The organism is Streptomyces sp. NPDC058145, assembly GCF_042884245.1.
Classification (GTDB): Bacteria; Actinomycetota; Actinomycetes; order Streptomycetales; family Streptomycetaceae; genus Streptomyces.
Genome location: NZ_JBHVUH010000003.1, coordinates 94,853 through 112,560 on the forward strand (window position 1 = coordinate 94,853; position 17,708 = coordinate 112,560).

3 protein-coding genes are annotated in these 17,708 nt (G+C 75.6%); all 3 read right to left on the bottom strand.

From position 1 onward, the window contains the following. Positions 1-95: 95 nt before the first annotated feature. Genes ACFVVO_RS07300 through ACFVVO_RS07310 form a run of 3 tightly spaced genes read right to left on the bottom strand, consistent with a single transcriptional unit; the run spans position 96 to position 17,539 of the window. Entirely contained in the window at positions 96-1,235 is a 1,140-nt protein-coding gene (locus ACFVVO_RS07300; RefSeq protein WP_390052528.1) for an alpha/beta hydrolase, read from the bottom strand. Further along, the gene (locus ACFVVO_RS07305) at positions 1,232-3,775 is read right to left on the bottom strand and encodes a thioester reductase domain-containing protein (protein ID WP_390052530.1); all 2,544 of its coding nucleotides are present in this window, start codon (positions 3,773-3,775) and stop codon (positions 1,232-1,234) included. Before ACFVVO_RS07305 ends, ACFVVO_RS07300 begins: the two co-directional genes overlap by 4 nt. A 33-nt stretch (positions 3,776-3,808) precedes the next feature. Further along, entirely contained in the window at positions 3,809-17,539 is a 13,731-nt protein-coding gene (locus ACFVVO_RS07310; protein ID WP_390052532.1) for an SDR family NAD(P)-dependent oxidoreductase, read from the bottom strand. Positions 17,540-17,708: the final 169 nt, after the last annotated feature.

Consider the following 17,708-nt stretch of genomic DNA (forward strand, 5'->3'; position numbering starts at 1 on the left):
GGGGCCTCCTGGGGTGCGGATCGGGGCGAGTCCGGTTACTGACGGGTACGGTACCGGCGGCGCCCTCCGCCGTCACCGGCCTCCGGGGATGATTCTCAGCGGTGTGCGCCGAGGAACTCCAGGATGTACCCGAAGACGTCCAGCGCGGCGCCGCGGCCCAGGAACGGATCGAGGTGGCCGTAGCCGGGGATCTCGGTGTAGGACACGTCGAGCTGCGGTTGCCGACGGGACAGCACCTCGTGGCAGAGCTTCTGCGAGTCCAGCCACAGCCCGTTCTCGCTGCCGGACAGCAGCAGCACCGGGGTGTCGATGCGGCCGGCGGCGTCCAGCGCGTTGGGCGGGAGCGCTCGGTAGCGGTGGTCGGTGTCGTGCCAGCGGACGACGGTGCGGGCCAGCTCGATCCGGCGCAGGTGGGGCAGGATCCACAGCGGGGCGGGGCCGAGCAGTTCGGCGAGCCGGTCGTGGGTGGCCGGGTCGAGGTTCTCGTGGACGAAGAGGGAGGCGCCGGTCCCCCAGGCCGAGTTGTGCAGGATCTGGCAGGTCGGGTCCGGGCAGGCCGCCTTGCGGGAGGCGAGCGCGAACAGCGGGGTGTACTTCGACCACAGGCCCACCTTGCGGATGTCGACCGGGATGTGGTCGATCCGGGTCTTCAGCAGCTCCCCCGCCACGGACATACGCAGCGAGGTCCGCCCGGCCAGCTTCGGCGTGAGGAAGACCCCCTGGGACACCACCCCGGCCAGGCCCGGGACGAGACCGGCCGCCATGCTCATCGACAGGGTGAGCGAGCCGATGCAGTGCGCGATCACGAACAGCGGCCGGTCGCCGATGCGTTCACGGACGTGGGCGACGGCTTCGGGGATGTCGTACAGGGCCACGTCGTCGTACGTGTACCGGCCCCCGGTCTCGTTGTACGGGAGCCTGCGGCTGCCCCGCCAGTCGAGCAGCCAGGGCTCGTAGCCGTCGTCGAGCAGGACGTCTACGAGGTTGCGGGTCTCGGGCAGCAGGAACATGTCGGCGGAGGCGGTGTGCCCGTGCAGCAGCAGCACGGCGGGGCGGCCCGGGTCACCCGGGCCGATCCGGGTCAGGCCGAGACGGACGCCGTCGCCGGTCCGGAACGGGACCTCTTCGACGTGGGCCGGGTCCAGGCGGTGGCGCAGGGGGCGCGGTGCCACGCCGGTGCGGACTTTGCGGAGCGCCGGGCGGGCCGCCTTGGCGGGGGTGGTCCTGAAGATCATCGGTTGTGCTCCGTGGGGGTCGGGGTCCGGCGCAGGTCGAGCAGGTCGGCGGCGGCCCGGGCGAACGGGGCGACCAGGCCGCGGCCCATCTCCAGGCCGAACCAGGCGAGCCAGGTGAGCTTGGCGGCCCGCTTCTCCTGGCCGGTCAGGCGCGGGTCGACACGCATGCCGTCGATCTGGTCGCGGACGTAGGAGTCGGCGGGCACCACGACCTCGCCGAGCAGGCTCGCCGCCTCGCCGTCGCGGCCGATCTCCACGGTGAGCGCCCGGGTCTGCCGCCACAGGTCCCGGCGGGCGCGCGCGTACTTGCGGCCCTCGAGCCACCACCGGCCACCGTCCGCGTCCCGCAACTTGAGCCGGTATCGCAGAAGTTGGTGCCGCATGCCGTGCTGTTGCGGAATGCCCTCCTCGGGGCGCACCCACAGGTCGCCGCGTTCCACGGTGAGCGGTTCGGGGTGCAGGGCGGCGCAGGTCACCTGTCCGGTGACGTCCACCCGGCGCTCCTTCACCAGTTGGTACATGCTCGCGATGGACAGGGTGAGCGCCATCGAGCAGGGGGTCGCGGCGTTGGCGCCGACCGGTCCGACGGTGCCCTCGGTGGTCTCGGAGAACCAGAGGTAGGGCTGGTCGTCCTTGTGCGGCAGCCGGGCGAGGCCGTCGCCGGCGAGCTTCTCGAAGGTCTTCAACTGGGCCTGGGCGTCGTAGCGGGCGGCGGGGGCGAGGCCGAGCGCGGCGACCAGGGCGTCGGTGCGTTCGGCCTCGGCGGCCGGGCCCTTGAGGGTGGCCTCGCACAGCTTCAGGGCGGTGGGGCTCTGCAACACCCGGGACAGGAAGCCGAGTTCGGGTATGGGCTCGGCCTCGAGCCGGGCGAGGGCGCCGGTGCGCCACTCGTCCCAGTCCTGGACGCGTACGTGCATGCCACCGAAGGCCATGTCCCGTACGACGTCGTCGAGGGTGTTGGGTACGCCGGTGAGGTTGTAGTCGAAGCCCCACGCGTCGGGTTCGCAGATCGTGGCGACGGCGATCCTGCTGACCCAGTCCACCGGAGCGGCGTTGAGATGGCGGAACGCCGGCACGGTGCGGAAGCGGCCGAAGGCGGAGATCAGGCCGCTGCTGAGGTCCTGCGGGTTGTAGGCGCCGGTCTTCGTGTGGCCGCCGATGCCGCCGGGGCGGAGCGCGGTGACGACCAGGCCGTGGTCGCGGACCCGGCGCAGGGCGACCTCGGCGGCCCACTTGGACTGGTCGTAGCCGGAGACGAGCCGGTCGATGTGGGCGAGCGGGTCGTCCTCGCCCATCGAGGTGATGCCCACCTCGTTGAACACCGCGATCGACGAGATGTGGTGCAGCGGCTTGGGACGGCCGGTCGCGGCGAGTTCGGCGAGGGTGAGCGCGCCGAGGACGTTGCTGCCGCGCAGCGACTGGTAGCCGCGCAGGAAGTCCACGGCGGCCGCGACGCCGACGACGCTGTCGAGTTCGTGGGCGAGGGTGTGCCACCGCTCGTCGGTGAGGCCGAGGCGCGGGCGGCGGATGTCGCCGGGGAGCACGGTGATCCGGCGGCGGACCTCGGACGACCACGGCAGCCGGTAGCCGCGCAGTTGTTCGCCGAGCCGTGCGGTGGCCGCCGCCTCGTCGTCCGCGCGGACCAGGCAGTACACATGGGCGTCGCTGTGCCGCAGCAGGTCGAGCAGCATGTGGCTGCCGAGGAAGCCGGTCGCGCCGGTCAGCAGGACCCGGCGGGGCGGCACCGGCTCGGGCACATCGGTGAACGGCAGCCGGTCGGCGAGGGCCAGGTCGGCGAGTATCTGCTCGAGATCCTCCGGGCGGGCGCGGGAGTAGCGGTCGCCGTCGGTGCGGTGCGGGGTGCCGGGTACGGCGGGCGGGGTCCGGGGGGACGGGACGGGGAGGGTGCCGGGGGCCGCCGCCGGTGCGGGGAAGGCGGGCGGGGCGTCCGCGAACGCCGGGGCGGAGGCGGAGGCCGGTGCCGCGGCGGGGGTTCCCGTGGCGCGGGGTGCCGGGCCGGGTGCCGGGGCCGGGGCGGCGCCGCCGACCTCAGCGGCAGCCGAGGACGGGCCCGGCGGAGCCGTGCGGGATGCCTCGGCGGCGATGGACTCCGGGCTCGGCGGAGATGTGGTGGTGTCCGGTGCCGCGCCGGCGGCTCCGGAGGGCGCCGCCGGCGGTGCGGCGGCCAGGAGCGGCAGCCAGCGGCGGGCCAGGCTGCGGGGGCGGGCGTCGGCGAAGACCTCGTCGAGGTCGACCTCGATGCCCAGTTCGCCCTCGAGTTCGGCGATGAGTTCCACCGCGTCCACGCTGGTGCCGCCGGCGTCGAAGAAGTCGGCGTCGGGGTCCAGCCGGCCGGCGGGCAGGTGGCGGCCGGCCGCGGCGGCGACGGCGGCGGTCAGGCCGTCCAGGTCCGGCGCCGGGGCCGGCGCGGGCTCGGGGCCGGCGCCCGCCGCCCGCACCCTGGCCAGCAGGTCGGACACGCCGATTCCGCCGCCGCCCCGCTCGATCGACTCGGCGATCGCCTCGTTCACGTCACGCATGAGAGCCCTTCGCGTTGTGCTTGGTCTTGTCGCTCACTGCTGCTCCCAGGAGCGGAACGCCCGCAGGTGCTCGGGCGTGACGACGACGTCCAGCCGCGCGTCGTCCGGGTCGCCGCCGCCGAGTGCGGCCAGCAGCCGGCGGGCGGGTGCGTTGCGCGGGGTGCGCTCCGCGGTGAGCCGGACCTTGGTGCAGCCCAGTTCCTCGGCCCGGTCGGCGAGCCGGGCGAGCAGCCGTTCCTCGACCCCGCGGCCGAGGGCGCGGCAGCTCATCGGCCAGGCGAGGACGTCGAGCAGGTCGCCGTCGGCGGCGACCGCGAGCAGCGCGATCTGGCCGTAGTCGCCGAAGCGGTCGCGGGCCGCCGCCGTCCACACCTCGCCCCGTTCGCGCCACCGGGTGAGGTCACCGCCGTCGGCGGAGCGGGCGCGCAGGGTGAACTGGTTGGTGCGGCGGATGAGTTGTTCACCGCGTTCGACGTCCGCGTCGGTGAGTTCACGGATGTCGACCTCGAGGTCGAGCCGGGCCAGGAAGTCCTCGAACCCGGCGTCCGCGCGGACGGCGTCCCTGGCGCGTTCCGCCTCGTAGAACCGGGCCCTGAGGCCGTCCTCGGCCGTCGCCGGGGCCGGGACCAGGGGCCACAACCGGTCGAGGAAAGCCTGGAGTTCACCGGTCGGCGCGCAGGTCACCGACAGCACCTGCGGGAGTGCCGCGCGCATCTTGGCGATCTCGGCCGGGTTGTCGTCCAGGAACAGGAAGCTGTCCAGGCCGAGATCGAGGCCGCGGGCGGCCTCGTCGAGACGGGCGGGCTTGGGCCCCCAGGCGGCCGAGATCACGCTGAAGTGCTCGGCCTTCAGGGTGCTGTCGGGCCGGTCGAGGACCGCCCGGACGGTGGCCTCGTCGTTGTTGCTGACCAGGGCCAGCAGCGCGCCCGCCGCCCGCCACCGCAGCAGCCTGCGGGCCAGCAGGGCGCGCGGGCCGGTGAGGTCCACCGCGTCGGGACCGATCTCGCCCGCCACCCCGCCCCACAGGGTCTCGTCGCCGTCGACGGCGATCACCTTGGGCGCGGGCCGTCGTACGGCCCGGACCACCTCGGCGAGGCGCAGCGCGACCGCGGCCTGGAAGTCGGGGGTGAAGGGCAGGTGGGCGAGCCGCTCGGTGCGCTCGTCGAAGCGCTGCCCGACGGCGTGGTGGCGGGTCCACTCGTCGGGGCCGAGCACCGCGATCCCCGGCGGCTCGGCCAGGTCGGCGGCGATACCGCGCTCCCAGTCCAGGAGCCGGTCGGTGGTCCCGGCGCTGGGCAGGATGCCGACGACGAGGGGCCTGCGGGTGCGCTCGGCGAGGGACTTCAGGGCGGCCGGGTAGGCGCCGCGCAGTTCGGCGAGGAGGGCGTCGTCGACCGGTCCGAAGCGTTCCAGATCGGCGGCGCGCAGCAGGACGACGCCCACCGCCGTGGCCGGGTCGGCGAGGACGCCCGACGGGTCCTGGAGGGCGGCCAGTACCTGGTGGTAGGGCGCCTCGGCGGTACTCGCCCGCTCGTCCTCCAGGGCCGCCTCGCACATCAGGGGCAGATGGCCGAGGGCGAAGGTGGCGGCCAGGGCGAGGCGCGGTCCCTCGGCGGGCGGCTCGGGCCGCCGCTCGCGCACCGGGCCGGTCGCGTCCTCGGTGGTCCTGGCGAGCAACAGCAGGAACTCCTCTCCCAGTCGAGCGGCGGTGTCCGCGTCCAGGATGTCCAGGTTGTGGTCGAGGCGGACGGTGCCCGCGTCCGGGGTCATGGTGATCATCAGGTCCAGGTCGGTGTGCCCGACCCCGGCGGGCAGCACCTCCAGGTGCTTCAACTCGCCTGAGAAGCGTACGTAGTTGAAGTAGACCTCGACGAGTGGCGCGTTGGCCCGGTGCAGGCCCTGCCGGGCGAGGGTGGCGAGCACGTCGGAGAACATGGCGCCCTTCGCCAGGATCTGCCGCAGCCGGCGGTCGGTGCGCAGCAGTACGTCCGCGACCCGCTCCCCCGCCGCCGCCTGGGCGGGGAACGGCACGGGGACGCCGAAGAAGCCCACCGCGCCGAAGGCGTCGACGTGGATACGGGTGTCCACCGGTACCGCGAGCACGAACCGCTCCCGCTCCCGCGTCCGGGCCAGCAGCACGGTGAGGGTGCCGAGGCAGTAGGCGGCGGGGGTGACGCCCAGGCCGCTCGCGGCGTCCGCGACGCGCCGCATGAGCCCGTCGGGGACGGTCACGTTGACGCTGCCGGACCGGTACGAGCGGGTGTCCGGGCGGGGACGCGCGAGGGTCAGGTCGAGCCGTTCGCTGCCCCGGAAGGCCGCGCGCCACTCGTCACCGGGGCCCTCTCCGCCGCCCTGCTGAGCCTCGATCAGCAGGTCCAGGTCCCGGTTGGTGACGGTGCCGTCCAGCGGGGTGCCGGACAGCTCGGCGTCGATCTCCGCGGCCACCAGCAGCAGGGACTGCAGGTCGCTGACCGCGTGGTGGGCGCCGAACAGCAGGACCTGGCCCCGCGGGCCGCCGTCGGCCAGCTCGAACCGCCACAGCGGCGGGGCCGCCAGGTCGAACGGCGGCTCCAGCAGCAGCCGCAGCCGCTCTGCGGCGTCCACGTCCGTGCCGTCGGTCCAGCGCAGCGGCGGCGCGGGCAGCTCCCGGTCCACCCGGAGCTGCCGTCGGCCCTCGGCGCCGGTCACGACGGCCGTGCGCAGGGCGGCGTGCCGGGCGACGAGCCGGTCCAGGATGCCGGTGAGATCCTCCCGGGTGACCGGGGTGGTGAGCCGTACGGCGAGGCCGACGCCGTGGGCCGCGTGCGGCATGTCCGGCTGGGCACTGCGCAGGAGGCGTACGACGTCCCGGGTGGCGGGCCGCAGTTCGGTCTCCGGGACCTCCCGCGCCGGTGCGTCCCGCCCGGCTTCGGCCGGTGCGGTGCGCTCGGGCAGCCCCTCGCCGAGGGCGCGGGCGAGGCCGCGGATGTCGGCGGCGGAGAACACGTCGGCGGCCGGGAGTTCGACGCCCAGCTCGCGGGCGAAGGCGTTGCGCAGCCGGACGAGCATGAGCGAGTCCAGGCCGAGTTCCTTCAGGGCGGTGGTGGCGAACACGTCCACGGCGCCGCCGGAGACCTCACCGACCCGGGCCCGTACATAGGTTTCGAGCCACTCGGCGCGCTCCTCCTCGGTGGCGGCCGCGAGTACCCGCCGCACGAGGTCGTCGCCGTCCGCGCCGGCGGCCGGGACGGTCACCAGGTCGGCGAGCAGGGGCCGGCCGCGCGCCGCGTCCGGATCGAGGGCGAGCAGCTCCATGTCCAGTGCCATCGGCGCGAGTTGGCGGCGGCCGGTGGTCAGCACCCGGTCGAACAGCTCGCCGCCGTCCTGCGGGGAGAAGGCGACCAGACCCGAGCGGCCGGTCTCGGCGGCCCGGGTGCCGGACCCGGCGACCATGCCGACACCGGCCCAGGCACCCCAGTCCAGGCTGAGCGCCCGCCGGCCGGTGCGGGAGAGATGGTGCGCCCAGGCGTCGAGGAAGGCGTTGGCCGCCGAGTACGGGCTCTGTCCCGCCGAGCCGAGCAGCCCCGCCGCCGAGGCGAACAGCACCAGGTTGTCCGCCTCGGGGACGAGTTCGGTGAGCAGCGCGGTGCCGAGCACCTTGGGCGCGAGGACGCGCAGGACGCGTTCCTCGGTGAGGTTGGCCAGGGTGGCGTCGTCCAGGACACCGGCCGCGTGCACCACGGTGGTGATGGGTCCGGCCGCGCGGCGTACGGCGTCCAGGGCGGCCGTGAGCCCGTCGCGGTCGGCGACGTCCGCGCGGGCCAGGTGCACGCCCACCCCACGCCGTTCCAGGTCGGCGATCCAGGCGGCGGCGGCCGCGTCCGGAGTGCCGCGGCCGAGCAGGGCGATCCGCCGGGCGCCGCGGCGGACCAGCCGTTCGGCGACGACCCGGCCGAGCCCGCCGAGGCCACCGGTGATCAGGTGCACGCCGTCCGGCCGCTCGGGGTGGCCGCCGTCGTCAGGGCGGGTGCGCGCCAGCCGCGGGACGAGCCGGCCGGTGTCGCGCAGCGCGACGAGGCGTTCGTCGTCCGCGTGCCACAGCTGCGTCCACAGCCGGTCGGTGCCGCCTTCGGCGGGCAGGTCGATCAGGGTGGTGGCGAGTTCCGGGTGCTCCTGGGCCACGGCGAGGGCGAACCCCCAGGCGAGGGCCTGCTGCGGATGGGTCACGGCGGTGCTGTCGCCGGCGGCCTGGCTGCCGCGTGCGACGACGAACAGGCGCGGTGTCCCGCCCTGCGGCCGGTCGCGTCCGGTGAGGGCCCGGACCAGGTGGAGGGTGGTCAGGCAGCACAGCCGGGCCGCTTCCTCCGCGCTGCCGCCGTCCGCGACCGGCGGGGCGTCGAGCGCGGAGAGCTGGACGATACGCTCGGGCGGCGCGTCCCCGAAGGCCTCGTCCAGGAGCCTGGCGAGCTGCGCCGGGTCGGCCGGGTCGAGGACGTGGCGGCCGGGGGCCTCGACGGCGTACCCGGTGCCCCGGCGGGCGACGACGTACGGCACCAGGCCGTCCAGCCGGGCGGTGAGTTCGTCCGCTGTACCGGTCTCGTCGGCGAGGATCAGCCAGCCACCCTCGCCGGGCGGTTCCTGCGCCTCGGGGCGTGGCTGCCAGCGGGTCTCGAAGAGGGCGCCGTCCAGCGGGGACAGCGCGGCGAGCCGGAACTCGTCGATGGCGAGCACGAGTTGACCGTCCTCGTCCCACAGGCGCAGATCCAGCGTGGCGGTGTCGCCGTCCACCGAGCGCAGGTCGCAGCTCACCCAGGCGGGCGTGGTGCGCGCACCGCCGTGGTGTACGCGGCCGGCGCCGGCGGGGACGAAGGCCCGGCCGGCGGGCGCGGCGGCGGGCAGGGCCGCGCTGTGGAAGGAGGCGTCCAGGGTGGCGGGGTGCAGCAGGTGCCCGGCGGCGGGCCGGGCGGCCAGCCGGGCGAGGGCTGTCGTGCCTCCGTCCCGGTGGCCCTCCTCCAGGCCCCGGAAGGCGGGCCCGTAGTCGATGCCGAGGGCGGCGAGGCCCGCGTACACGGCGCTCACGTCGACCCGCTCGGTGCACCGCTGGCGCAGCGCGGCGAGCCCGGGCCCGTCGGCCGGGCCGGGTTCCGGGGCGTTCGCGACAGGCCCCAGGGCGATGCGGCCGGTGACGTGCCGCTCCCACTGCCGGCGGCCGGCCGGGGCGGAGGCGACCGTGAAGTCCCGGTGGCCGTCCTCGGCCGGGCGCAGCACCAACTGCAGGCGTACGGGCCGGTCGGCGTCCAGGCGCAGCGGCTGGACGAACCGGACGTCGGTCAGCCGCACCCCGTCACCGTCCGCCGCCAAGCCGGTGGCGGCCTCCAGCACCATGTCAAGGAGGGCGGCGCCCGGCAGCCACACCTCGCCGGTGACGCGATGGTCGGTCAGGTAGGCGAAGCGGCCGTCGTTCAGGTCGATCTCGGTCTGGAAGAGGTCCCGGCCGGGCTCGTCGCTGGCCTGGACGTGGGTGCCGAGGAGCGGTGAGCCTCCGGTGGCGCTCGACTGGACCGGGGCGAGCCAGTGGCGTTCCCGGGCGAAGGCGTAGGTCGGCAGGTCGGTGCGGCGGCCGCGCGGGTACAGCGCGGTCCAGTCGGGCGTGTGCCCGGCCGTGTACAACTCCCCCAGCCTGCCGAGGAGTACGTCGTGCCCGTCGCGGCCGCGGCGCAACGAGCCGACACCGGCCGCTTCGACGCCCGCTTCGCCCGCGACCGCCTCGATCGCCGGGAGGAGCGAGGGGTGCGGGCTGAGTTCGACGAAGTAGCGGTAGCCGTCGTCCAGCATCCGCCTGATCGTGTCCGCGAAGCGGACCGGCCGGCTCAGGTTCGCGTACCAGTAGGCGGCGTCCAGAGCGTCGCCGGGGACCGGTTCGGCGAGCACCGACGAGTAGAGGGGGGTCGGTGTGCGGGTGCCGCGGATGCCGGAGAAGCGGTCGAGGAGGTCCGCGCGCAGGGGTTCCATGAGCGGGGTGTGGGAGGCGAACGGTGTCGACAGCACCCTGGTGGGGACGCCCCGTTCCTCCAGTTCCGCGCGGAGCGCGGTGAGCGCCTCAGACTCGCCGGAGACGGCGGTGGCGGTGGGGCCGTTGACTGCTCCGGCGAACAGCTTCCCGGCGTAGGGGCGCAGCAGGTCCTCGACGTCGGCGGGCGGCAGTTCGACGGCGAGCATGCCGCCGTGCCCGACGAGGGGGACCACCGCCTGGGCCCGGCCTGTGACGGCGGTCACCGCCTCGTCCAGGGTGAGGGCGCCCGCGCTGTAGGCGGCGGCGATCTCGCCGAGGCTGTGGCCCACCACGGCGTCCGGGGCGACGCCGAGTTCGCGCCAGGCGGCGGCGAGGGCCGCGTTCACGGCGAACAGGACCGGCTGGAGGTATTCGGTGCGGTCGAGCGGGGAGAACTCCTCCGGTGCGCGCAGCACGTTGAGCACCGACCAGCCGGCGTGCCGTTCGACGGCGGCGTCGATCCGGGTCAGCTCCGCCCGGAAGGCCTCGGACCGGTCCATCAACTCCATTCCCATGCCCGTCCATTGGCCGCCGTGTCCGGCGAACACGAAGGCGACCTTGCCGGCCTGCTCCTCGTGGGGCGCGGGTACCGGCTTGCGGCCGCTGCCCAGTGCCCGGAGCGAGGACAGCAGCTCCTCCCGGCCGTCCGCGACGACCGCCGCGCGCCACTCGAAGTGGCTGCGGTGCCGGGCCAGGGTGTGGGCGACGTCCGGAAGGGCGGTGTCGGCGGTGAGGTGGCGGGCCAGCCGGGCGGCCTGTCCGCGCAGCCCGGCCTCACTGCGCCCGGAGAGCACGAACAACCGTTTGCGGTCCGGGAGTTCCGTCTCCACGGCGGGCCGGGCGGGGGCCTCCTCCACGACGACATGGGCGTTGGTGCCGCTGATCCCGAAGGCACTGACACCGGCCCGCCGCACCCGCTCCCCCGTCGCCGGCCAGGCCACCGGTTCCTGGAGCAGCCGCAGTCCGCTGCCCTCCCACTCGACGTGGCGGCTGGGCGTGCCGGCGTGCAGGGTGGGCGGCAGGGTCCGGTGCCGCATCGCCTGCACGACCTTGATGAGTCCGGCGACGCCCGAAGCGGCCTGCACATGGCCGATGTTGGACTTCAGCGATCCCAGGTACAACGGGCGGCCCCCGGGCCGGGAGCCGGCGAAGACCTCGGCGAGGGCGTTCGCCTCGATCGGGTCGCCGAGGGTGGTCCCGGTGCCGTGGGCCTCGACGTAGTCGATGTCGGCGGGGTCGAGTCCGGACCGTTCCAGCGCGCGGCGGACGACCTGTACCTGGGCCGGTCCGTTGGGCGCGGACAGACCCTGGCTGCGGCCGTCCTGGCCCACCGCCGTGCCGCGCAGCACGGCCAGCACCTCGTCGCCGTCCCGTCGCGCGTCGCCGAGCCGCTTGAGGACGAGCATGCCCGCGCCCTCGGCCCAGATGGCGCCGTCGGCGTCGTCGGAGAAGGCGCGGCAGCGCCCGGTCGGGGAGAGCCCGCGCAGCCGGCTGAACTCCACGAAGGTCTGCGGGGTCACCATCAGGGTCACCCCGCCGGCCAGCGCCAGATCGCACTCGCCCGCGCGCAGTGCCTGGGCGGCGAGATGGGTGGCGACCAGTGAGGAGGAGCAGGCCGTGTCCACGGTCAGCGCCGGGCCGTGCAGGCCGAGCGCGTACGCCAGGCGACCGGAGGCGACGCTGAGTGCCGAGCCGGTGCCGACGTAGCCGTCGAGCTGGTCGAGGCGGGAGCCGGCCAGGTAGTCGCTGCCGAACATGCCGACGTACACGCCGGTGGTGCTGCCCGCGAGCCGGGCGGGCACGATGCCGGCCCGCTCGAGCGCCTCCCAGGCCGTCTCCAGCAGCAGCCGCTGCTGGGGGTCCATGGCGGCGGCCTCCTTCGGGGTGATGCCGAAGAAGCCCGCGTCGAAGGACTCGATGTCGTCCAGGAAGCCGCCTTCGCGGGCGTAGGACTTGCCGGGCGCGTCCGGGTCGGGGTCGTACAGCGCTTCGACGTCCCAGCGTCCCGCCGGGAACGGGCCGACCGCGTCCCGGCCTTCGGCGACCAACTGCCACAGCCCCTCCGGGTCACCCACCGAGCCGGGTAGCCGGCAGGCCATGGCCACGATGGCGATGGGCTCGTCGGTGGCCGGATCGCTCCGGCGCGCCCGCGCCGGGGCCGTCCTCGGGGCGGTGTCGCCGAGCGCGTGGGCCAGCAGGTACTCGGCCAGCCGGTCGGCGGTGGGGTGGTCGAAGAGCAGGGTGGCGGGCAGGCGGACACCCAGCCGGGCCGCGAGGCGGTTGCGCAGTTCGACGGCGGTGACGGAGTCCATGCCGAGGTCGCGCAGCGGCCGGCCGGCCTGTACGGACTCGGCGGAGCGCAGGCCGAGCGCGCGGGCCGCCTCCTCCCGGACCAGGGCCAGGACACGTTCGGACCGCTCGGGTTCGGGCAGCCGGGCCAGCCGCCCGGCCAGGGCGTCGCCCGCCGCGGTGGCGGTGCGGGGCGCGGGCAGCAGCGTGCGCCACAGGGCGGTGCCCGCGGCGTCCGTCGTGCGCAGGCGGGGCAGGTCCAGGACCCAGCCGACCAGGTGCGAGGCGTCGCCGCGCAGGGCCAGCGCCACCAGGTCGCGGCCCTGCTCCGGGGTGAGGGCCCGGTGCCCGAGCCGGGCCATGCGGTCCAGGTCGGCGTGGGCGGCGGCGAGGCCCTCGCCCGCCCAGGCGCCGAAGGACAGGGAGAGGCCGGGCAGGCCCGAGGCCCGCCGGTGGTGGGCGAGCTGGTCGAGGAAGACGTTGGCGGCCGCGTAGTTGCCCTGGCCGGGATTGCCCACGACACCGGCGGCCGAGGACACCAGCAGGAACAGGTCCAGCGGGGTGCCCGCGGTGAGCCGGTGCAGATGGGCGGCGCCGTCGGCCTTGGGGCGCAGCACCCGCTCAAGCCGCTCGGGCGTCAGTTCGCCGATCACGCCGTCGTCGAGGACTCCGGCGCAGTGGACGACACCGCGCAGCGGGAACTCCTCGCCCACCGAGGCGAGTACGCCGGCGATCGCGGCCGCGTCGGTGACGTCGCAGGCGACGACCTCGGCCCGCGCGCCGAGCGCGGCCAGCCGGGCGACGGCCTCCTGGGCGCGCGGGTCCTCGGCACCGCCGCGTGCCGTCAACAGCAGCCTCGGCACGCCGCGTTCGGCGAGGAGGCGGGCGATGTGCCCGCCGACGGCTCCCAAACCGCCGGTGATCAGGACGGTGCCGTCCGTGGGCACCGCGGGGGCCCGGTCATGGCCCGGCTCTGGTCCTCGTCCGGCCTTCCCCGGGCGGGCCCGCACCAGCCGGGGCGCCAGCAACTCGGTATCACGCCACGCCAGTTCGGGCTCGTCGGCGAGACCGGCGGCCGTCCTCAGCGCGGAGATGGGATCGGGGTCGGCGTCGTCCAGGTCGAGCAGGGTCAGTCCCAGGTCCGGGTGTTCGGCACGCGCGCCGCGGACCAGGCCCCACAGCACCGACTGGGCGTACGCGGGCACCCGGTCGCCGTCGGCGGCGGCGATCGCGCCGCGGGTCACCCACACGGTCCGTGCGGGTGCCTGGTCCTCGGGAAGTGCGATGAGCCGCCGCAGTTCTTCGAGGGCGCCGGTGGCCGTCTCGTGTGCGACGGCCGCCGGTCCGGCATCCGGTACCGGGCGCGGCCAGAAGCGTACGGCGACGTCGGCGCGGCCCTCGGCGCCGGGCAGGCCGTGCCGGGCGGCCGCGACCTGCGGGTCGGCGGGGTCGCCGGCCACGGCCCAGGTGAGGTCCGGCGCGTCGGCGGACTCCTCGCCGACGGCCGTCCACGCCACCTCGTACAGGTGCCGGGCGTTCTCCGAGCCCGCGTCGAGGTCGGCGGGGTCGGCGGCGCGCAGCCGTACGGCCTCCAGGCGTCCGGCGGGGAGGCCGTCGGCGTCCCACAGGGTGACGTCCAGGGTGAGGTCGGTGCCGGTGTCCCCGGTGCGCCGCACCCGCGCGGTCAGGTCGCCCGTGGTGACGGCCGGAAGGACGCAGCGGCCCACGGCTACGGGCAGCAGGGCGCGTTGCCCGGCCGGGCCGAGCGCGGCCGTCACCTGGAGGGCGGCGTCCAGCAGGGCGGGGTGCACGGGGTACGGGTCGGCGGTGTCACGGGCTTCGGCGGGCAGCGAGAGACGGGCGAGGAGTTCCCCGTCGCCGGTGAGGACCGCCGACCGTACGCCCTGGAAGGCGGGCCCGTAGCCGAGGCCGAGCCCGGCCAGCCGGTCGTAGGTCCCCTCGGTCCAGGCCTCTGGGGCGGACTCCGGCCAGGCGGGCGGGCGTTTTGGGGTGAGCGGGGTCGAGGGGGCGGCGGAGGCGGTGGCGTGCAGGGTCCAGCCGGGGGCTTCCTGGCCGCGCGGACGGCTGTGCACGGTGACCTCGGGCACGGGGCCGGCAGTGACGACCTCGACGGAGACCTCGACCGTACCGGAGCCGGGCAGGACGAGCGGGCCCACCAGCAGCAGGTCGGTGACGTCGGCGGCCTCGTCCGGGCGGGCCACGGCGAGCGCGGCACGGCACAGCTCCAGCAGGGTGGTGCCGGAGACCACGGTGCGGCCGAAGACGGTGTGGTCGGGCAGCCAGTCGGCGGTGGCCGGGGACCACTCGTTGCGGAAGGTCCAGCGGGTCTCGTCGGCGGACTGGAGCTGGACCCCGAGCAACGGGTGCGCGGCGCGGTCGAACAGGGCGGGGCCGTCGGCGCCGGACTCGGGTTCGGTCCAGTGGCGCTGCACGTCCCAGGCGTAGGTGGGCAGATCGGCGGCGGTGTCGTCGGGGACCGGCCGGCGCCAGTCGATCCGGCGTCCGTGGGCGTGGAGTTCGGCGGCGGCCCGGTCCAGACAGCCGGGGCCGTCCTCGTCGCGGCGCAGTGAGCCGACGGCCGTCAGTTCGTGGCCGGTGTCCTCGCCGAGGGTGCGCAGCGCGGTGAGCAGGGCGGGGTGGGGGCTGAGTTCGACGAAGTGCCGGTAGCCGTCGGCGAGCATGCGCTCGACGGTGGGTCCAAAACGGACCGTCTCGCGCAGGTTGGCATACCAGTAGTCGGCCTCCAGTTCCCCGGTGACCGGTTCGGCGGTGACCGTGGAGTACCAGGCGATGTCCGTGGGGCAGGTGACGACACCGTCGAGTTCGTCGAGGACCGGCGCCCGGACGGGCTCGACCTGGGCGCTGTGCGAGGCGTAGTCGACGTCGAGGCGGCGGACGAACGCCTGGCGCGCCTCGAGACCGGTGAGCAGGGCCTCGAGCGGTTCGACGGCACCCGCGACCACGGTCGCCCGGCCGCTGTTGACGGCGGCGACGGAGACGCCGTCGCCGAGCAGGGGCTCGACTTCGGTGTGGGGCAGCGCGACGACGGCCATGCCGCCGGTGCCGGCCAGGCTGGTCAGGGCCTGGCTGCGCAGGGCGACCACGGCGGCCGCGTCGTTGAGGCTGAGGGCGCCGGCGACACAGGCCGCGGCCACCTCGCCCTGGCTGTGCCCGATCACGGCGTCCGGAAGCACGCCCCGGGCCCGCCACACGGCGGCCAGCGACACCATCACGGCGAACAGGGCGGGCTGGACGACGTCCACGCGGTCCGGCGACGGGGCGCCCTCGTCGCCCCGCAGCACGGCCGCCACCGACCAGTCGGTGAAGGGGCGCAGGGCGGCGTCGCAGCGGTCGAGTTCGTCGGCGAACACCGGGTCCCGGTCCAGCAGGTCGCGGGCCATCCCGGCCCACTGGCTGCCCTGACCGGGGAAGACGAAGGCCAGCTTCCCGCCGGGGGCGGCCTGTTGGGGTCCGGTGACGCGGTCGGGGTCGGGCCTGCCGCCGGCGAGGGCGCGCAGGCCGTCGAGGAGCCCGGCGCGGTCGGGTGCGTGGAGCACGGCGCGGTACTCGAAGTGGGTGCGGTGGTGGGCGAGGGTCGCGGCGACCGAGGACAGTGGCAGCTCGGGGCGGGCTTCGACGGCTTCCAGCAGCCGGGCGGCCTGTCCCCGGAGCGAGGGGAGGCTGCGCGCGGAGAGGGGGAAGAGGGCGGGGGCGCGCCGCTCGGCGGGGGCGGCGGCCGGGACGGTATCGGCCGGCGTGGCAGTGGCGGCCGGGGTGGCGGTGGCGGCCGGGGTGTGCGGCGCCTCCTCGACGATCACGTGGGCGTTGGTGCCGCTGATCCCGAAGGCGCTGACCCCCGCCCGGCGTACCCGCTCCGCGCCGCGCGGCCAGGCGAGCCCCTCGGCCGGCACCCGCAACCCGGTGCCGGACCAGTCGATGTGGTCGGTGGGGTGCTCGGCGTGCAGGGAGGCCGGTATGTGCTCGTGGCCCAGGGCGAGGACGGTCTTGATGACGCCGCCGATGCCCGCGGCCGCCTGGGTGTGACCGATGTTGGACTTCAGGGAGCCGATGACGAGCGGCCGGTCGGCCGGGCGGTCCGGGCCGAACACGTTGGCCAGCGCCCTGAGTTCGATGGGGTCGCCGAGCCGGGTGCCAGTGCCGTGGGCCTCCACGTGGTCCAGGTCGTGCGGGCCGAGCCCGGCCGCGTGCAGGGCGGCCCGCAGCACCCGTTCCTGTGCCGGGCCGTTGGGGGCGGACAGGCCCTGGCTGCGGCCGTCCTGGTTGATCGCCGAGCCCTTGACGACGGCCAGGATCCGGTCGCCGTCCCGGCGTGCGTCGGTGAGCCGCTTGAGCAGGACGAGACCGCAGCCCTCGGCCCACACCACCCCGTCCGCGTCGGCGGAGAAGGGGCTGCACCGCCCGGACGGGGACAGCCCGCGCAGCCGGCTGAACTCGACGTGTCCGCGCGGGGTGACCAGCAGGGTGGCGCCGCCGGCCAGGGCGAGGTCGCACTCCCCGCTCGCCAGGGCGCGCGCCGCCAGGTGCAGGGCGACCAGCGAGGACGAGCAGGCGGTGTCCACGGTCACGGCGGGCCCCTGCAGGCCGAGGGTGTAGGCGATGCGCCCGGAGGCCACGCCGGCCGAAGAACCGGTGCCGACGTGCCCGTCGAGCTGCCCCAGCGAGGCGGCGGCGAGGTAGCCGCTGTCGTACAGGCCGAGGTAGACGCCGGTGGAGCTGCCGTTCAGGGACTCCGGGAGGATGCCGGCGCGTTCGAACGTCTCCCAGGAGGTCTGCAGGAGCAGCCGCTGCTGGGGGTCCATGGCGGCGGCCTCGCGCGGTGAGATGCCGAAGAAGGCCGCGTCGAAGCGGTCGATGCCGCCGTCCAGGAAGCCGCCGCGCAGGGTGTACGCCTTGCCGGTGGCCTCCGGGTCGGGGTCGTACAGCGCGCTGGTGTCCCAACGACCCGCCGGGACCTCGCCGATGGCGTCCCGCCCGGCGTCCAGCAGCCGCCACAGGGCCTCGGGGTGATCGGCGCCGCCGGGGAAACTGCAGGCCATGGAGATGATCGCCACGTCGTCGCCGGGGCCGGTGCGATCAGGGTCGGTGCGGTCGGGGGCGGCGCCCGGCGTGGGCGGCTGCGCCGGGGACGGCGCGAAGACGGCCTCCGCGACGGCGTCGATCGTGGGGTGGTTGAAGACGAGGGACGGTTCCAGGGGGCGGCCGGTCAGTGTGCCGAGTTCGGCGGCCAGGGTGACCAGATGCCGTGATCCGAGGCCGAGTTCGGCGAGGGGACGGTTCGGGTCGAGGCGGGCCGGGTCGGTCCCGGCGGCCTCGGCGACGGCCGACACCAGCCAGGCCCGGACGCCCTCGGAGGTCGTCAGGGACGGCTCGGGGGTCTGCTTCGGGGACTCGTTCGCAGGCATCTGGGCAGGTGTCCTCGTGAACTCGGGCTCAGGCGGGGCTCCGTACCGGGCTTCGGGTGCGCGGTACGGCGAAGTAGGGGCCGTACGCCCCTGACCGGGGCCGGACGGCAGGGTGGTCGGGGCCGTACGGAAGTGGCCGGGGGCGTGCCGGGCCGCCGGCGCCGGTTAG

Bases quoted from the DNA above. Each gene is read 5' to 3' on its own strand.
- ACFVVO_RS07305 (WP_390052530.1), bottom strand. From the start codon at position 3,775: ATGCGTGACGTGAACGAGGCGATCGCCGAGTCGATCGAGCGGGGCGGC.
- ACFVVO_RS07300 (WP_390052528.1), bottom strand. From the start codon at position 1,235: ATGATCTTCAGGACCACCCCCGCCAAGGCGGCCCGCCCGGCGCTCCGC.
- ACFVVO_RS07310 (WP_390052532.1), bottom strand. From the start codon at position 17,539: ATGCCTGCGAACGAGTCCCCGAAGCAGACCCCCGAGCCGTCCCTGACG.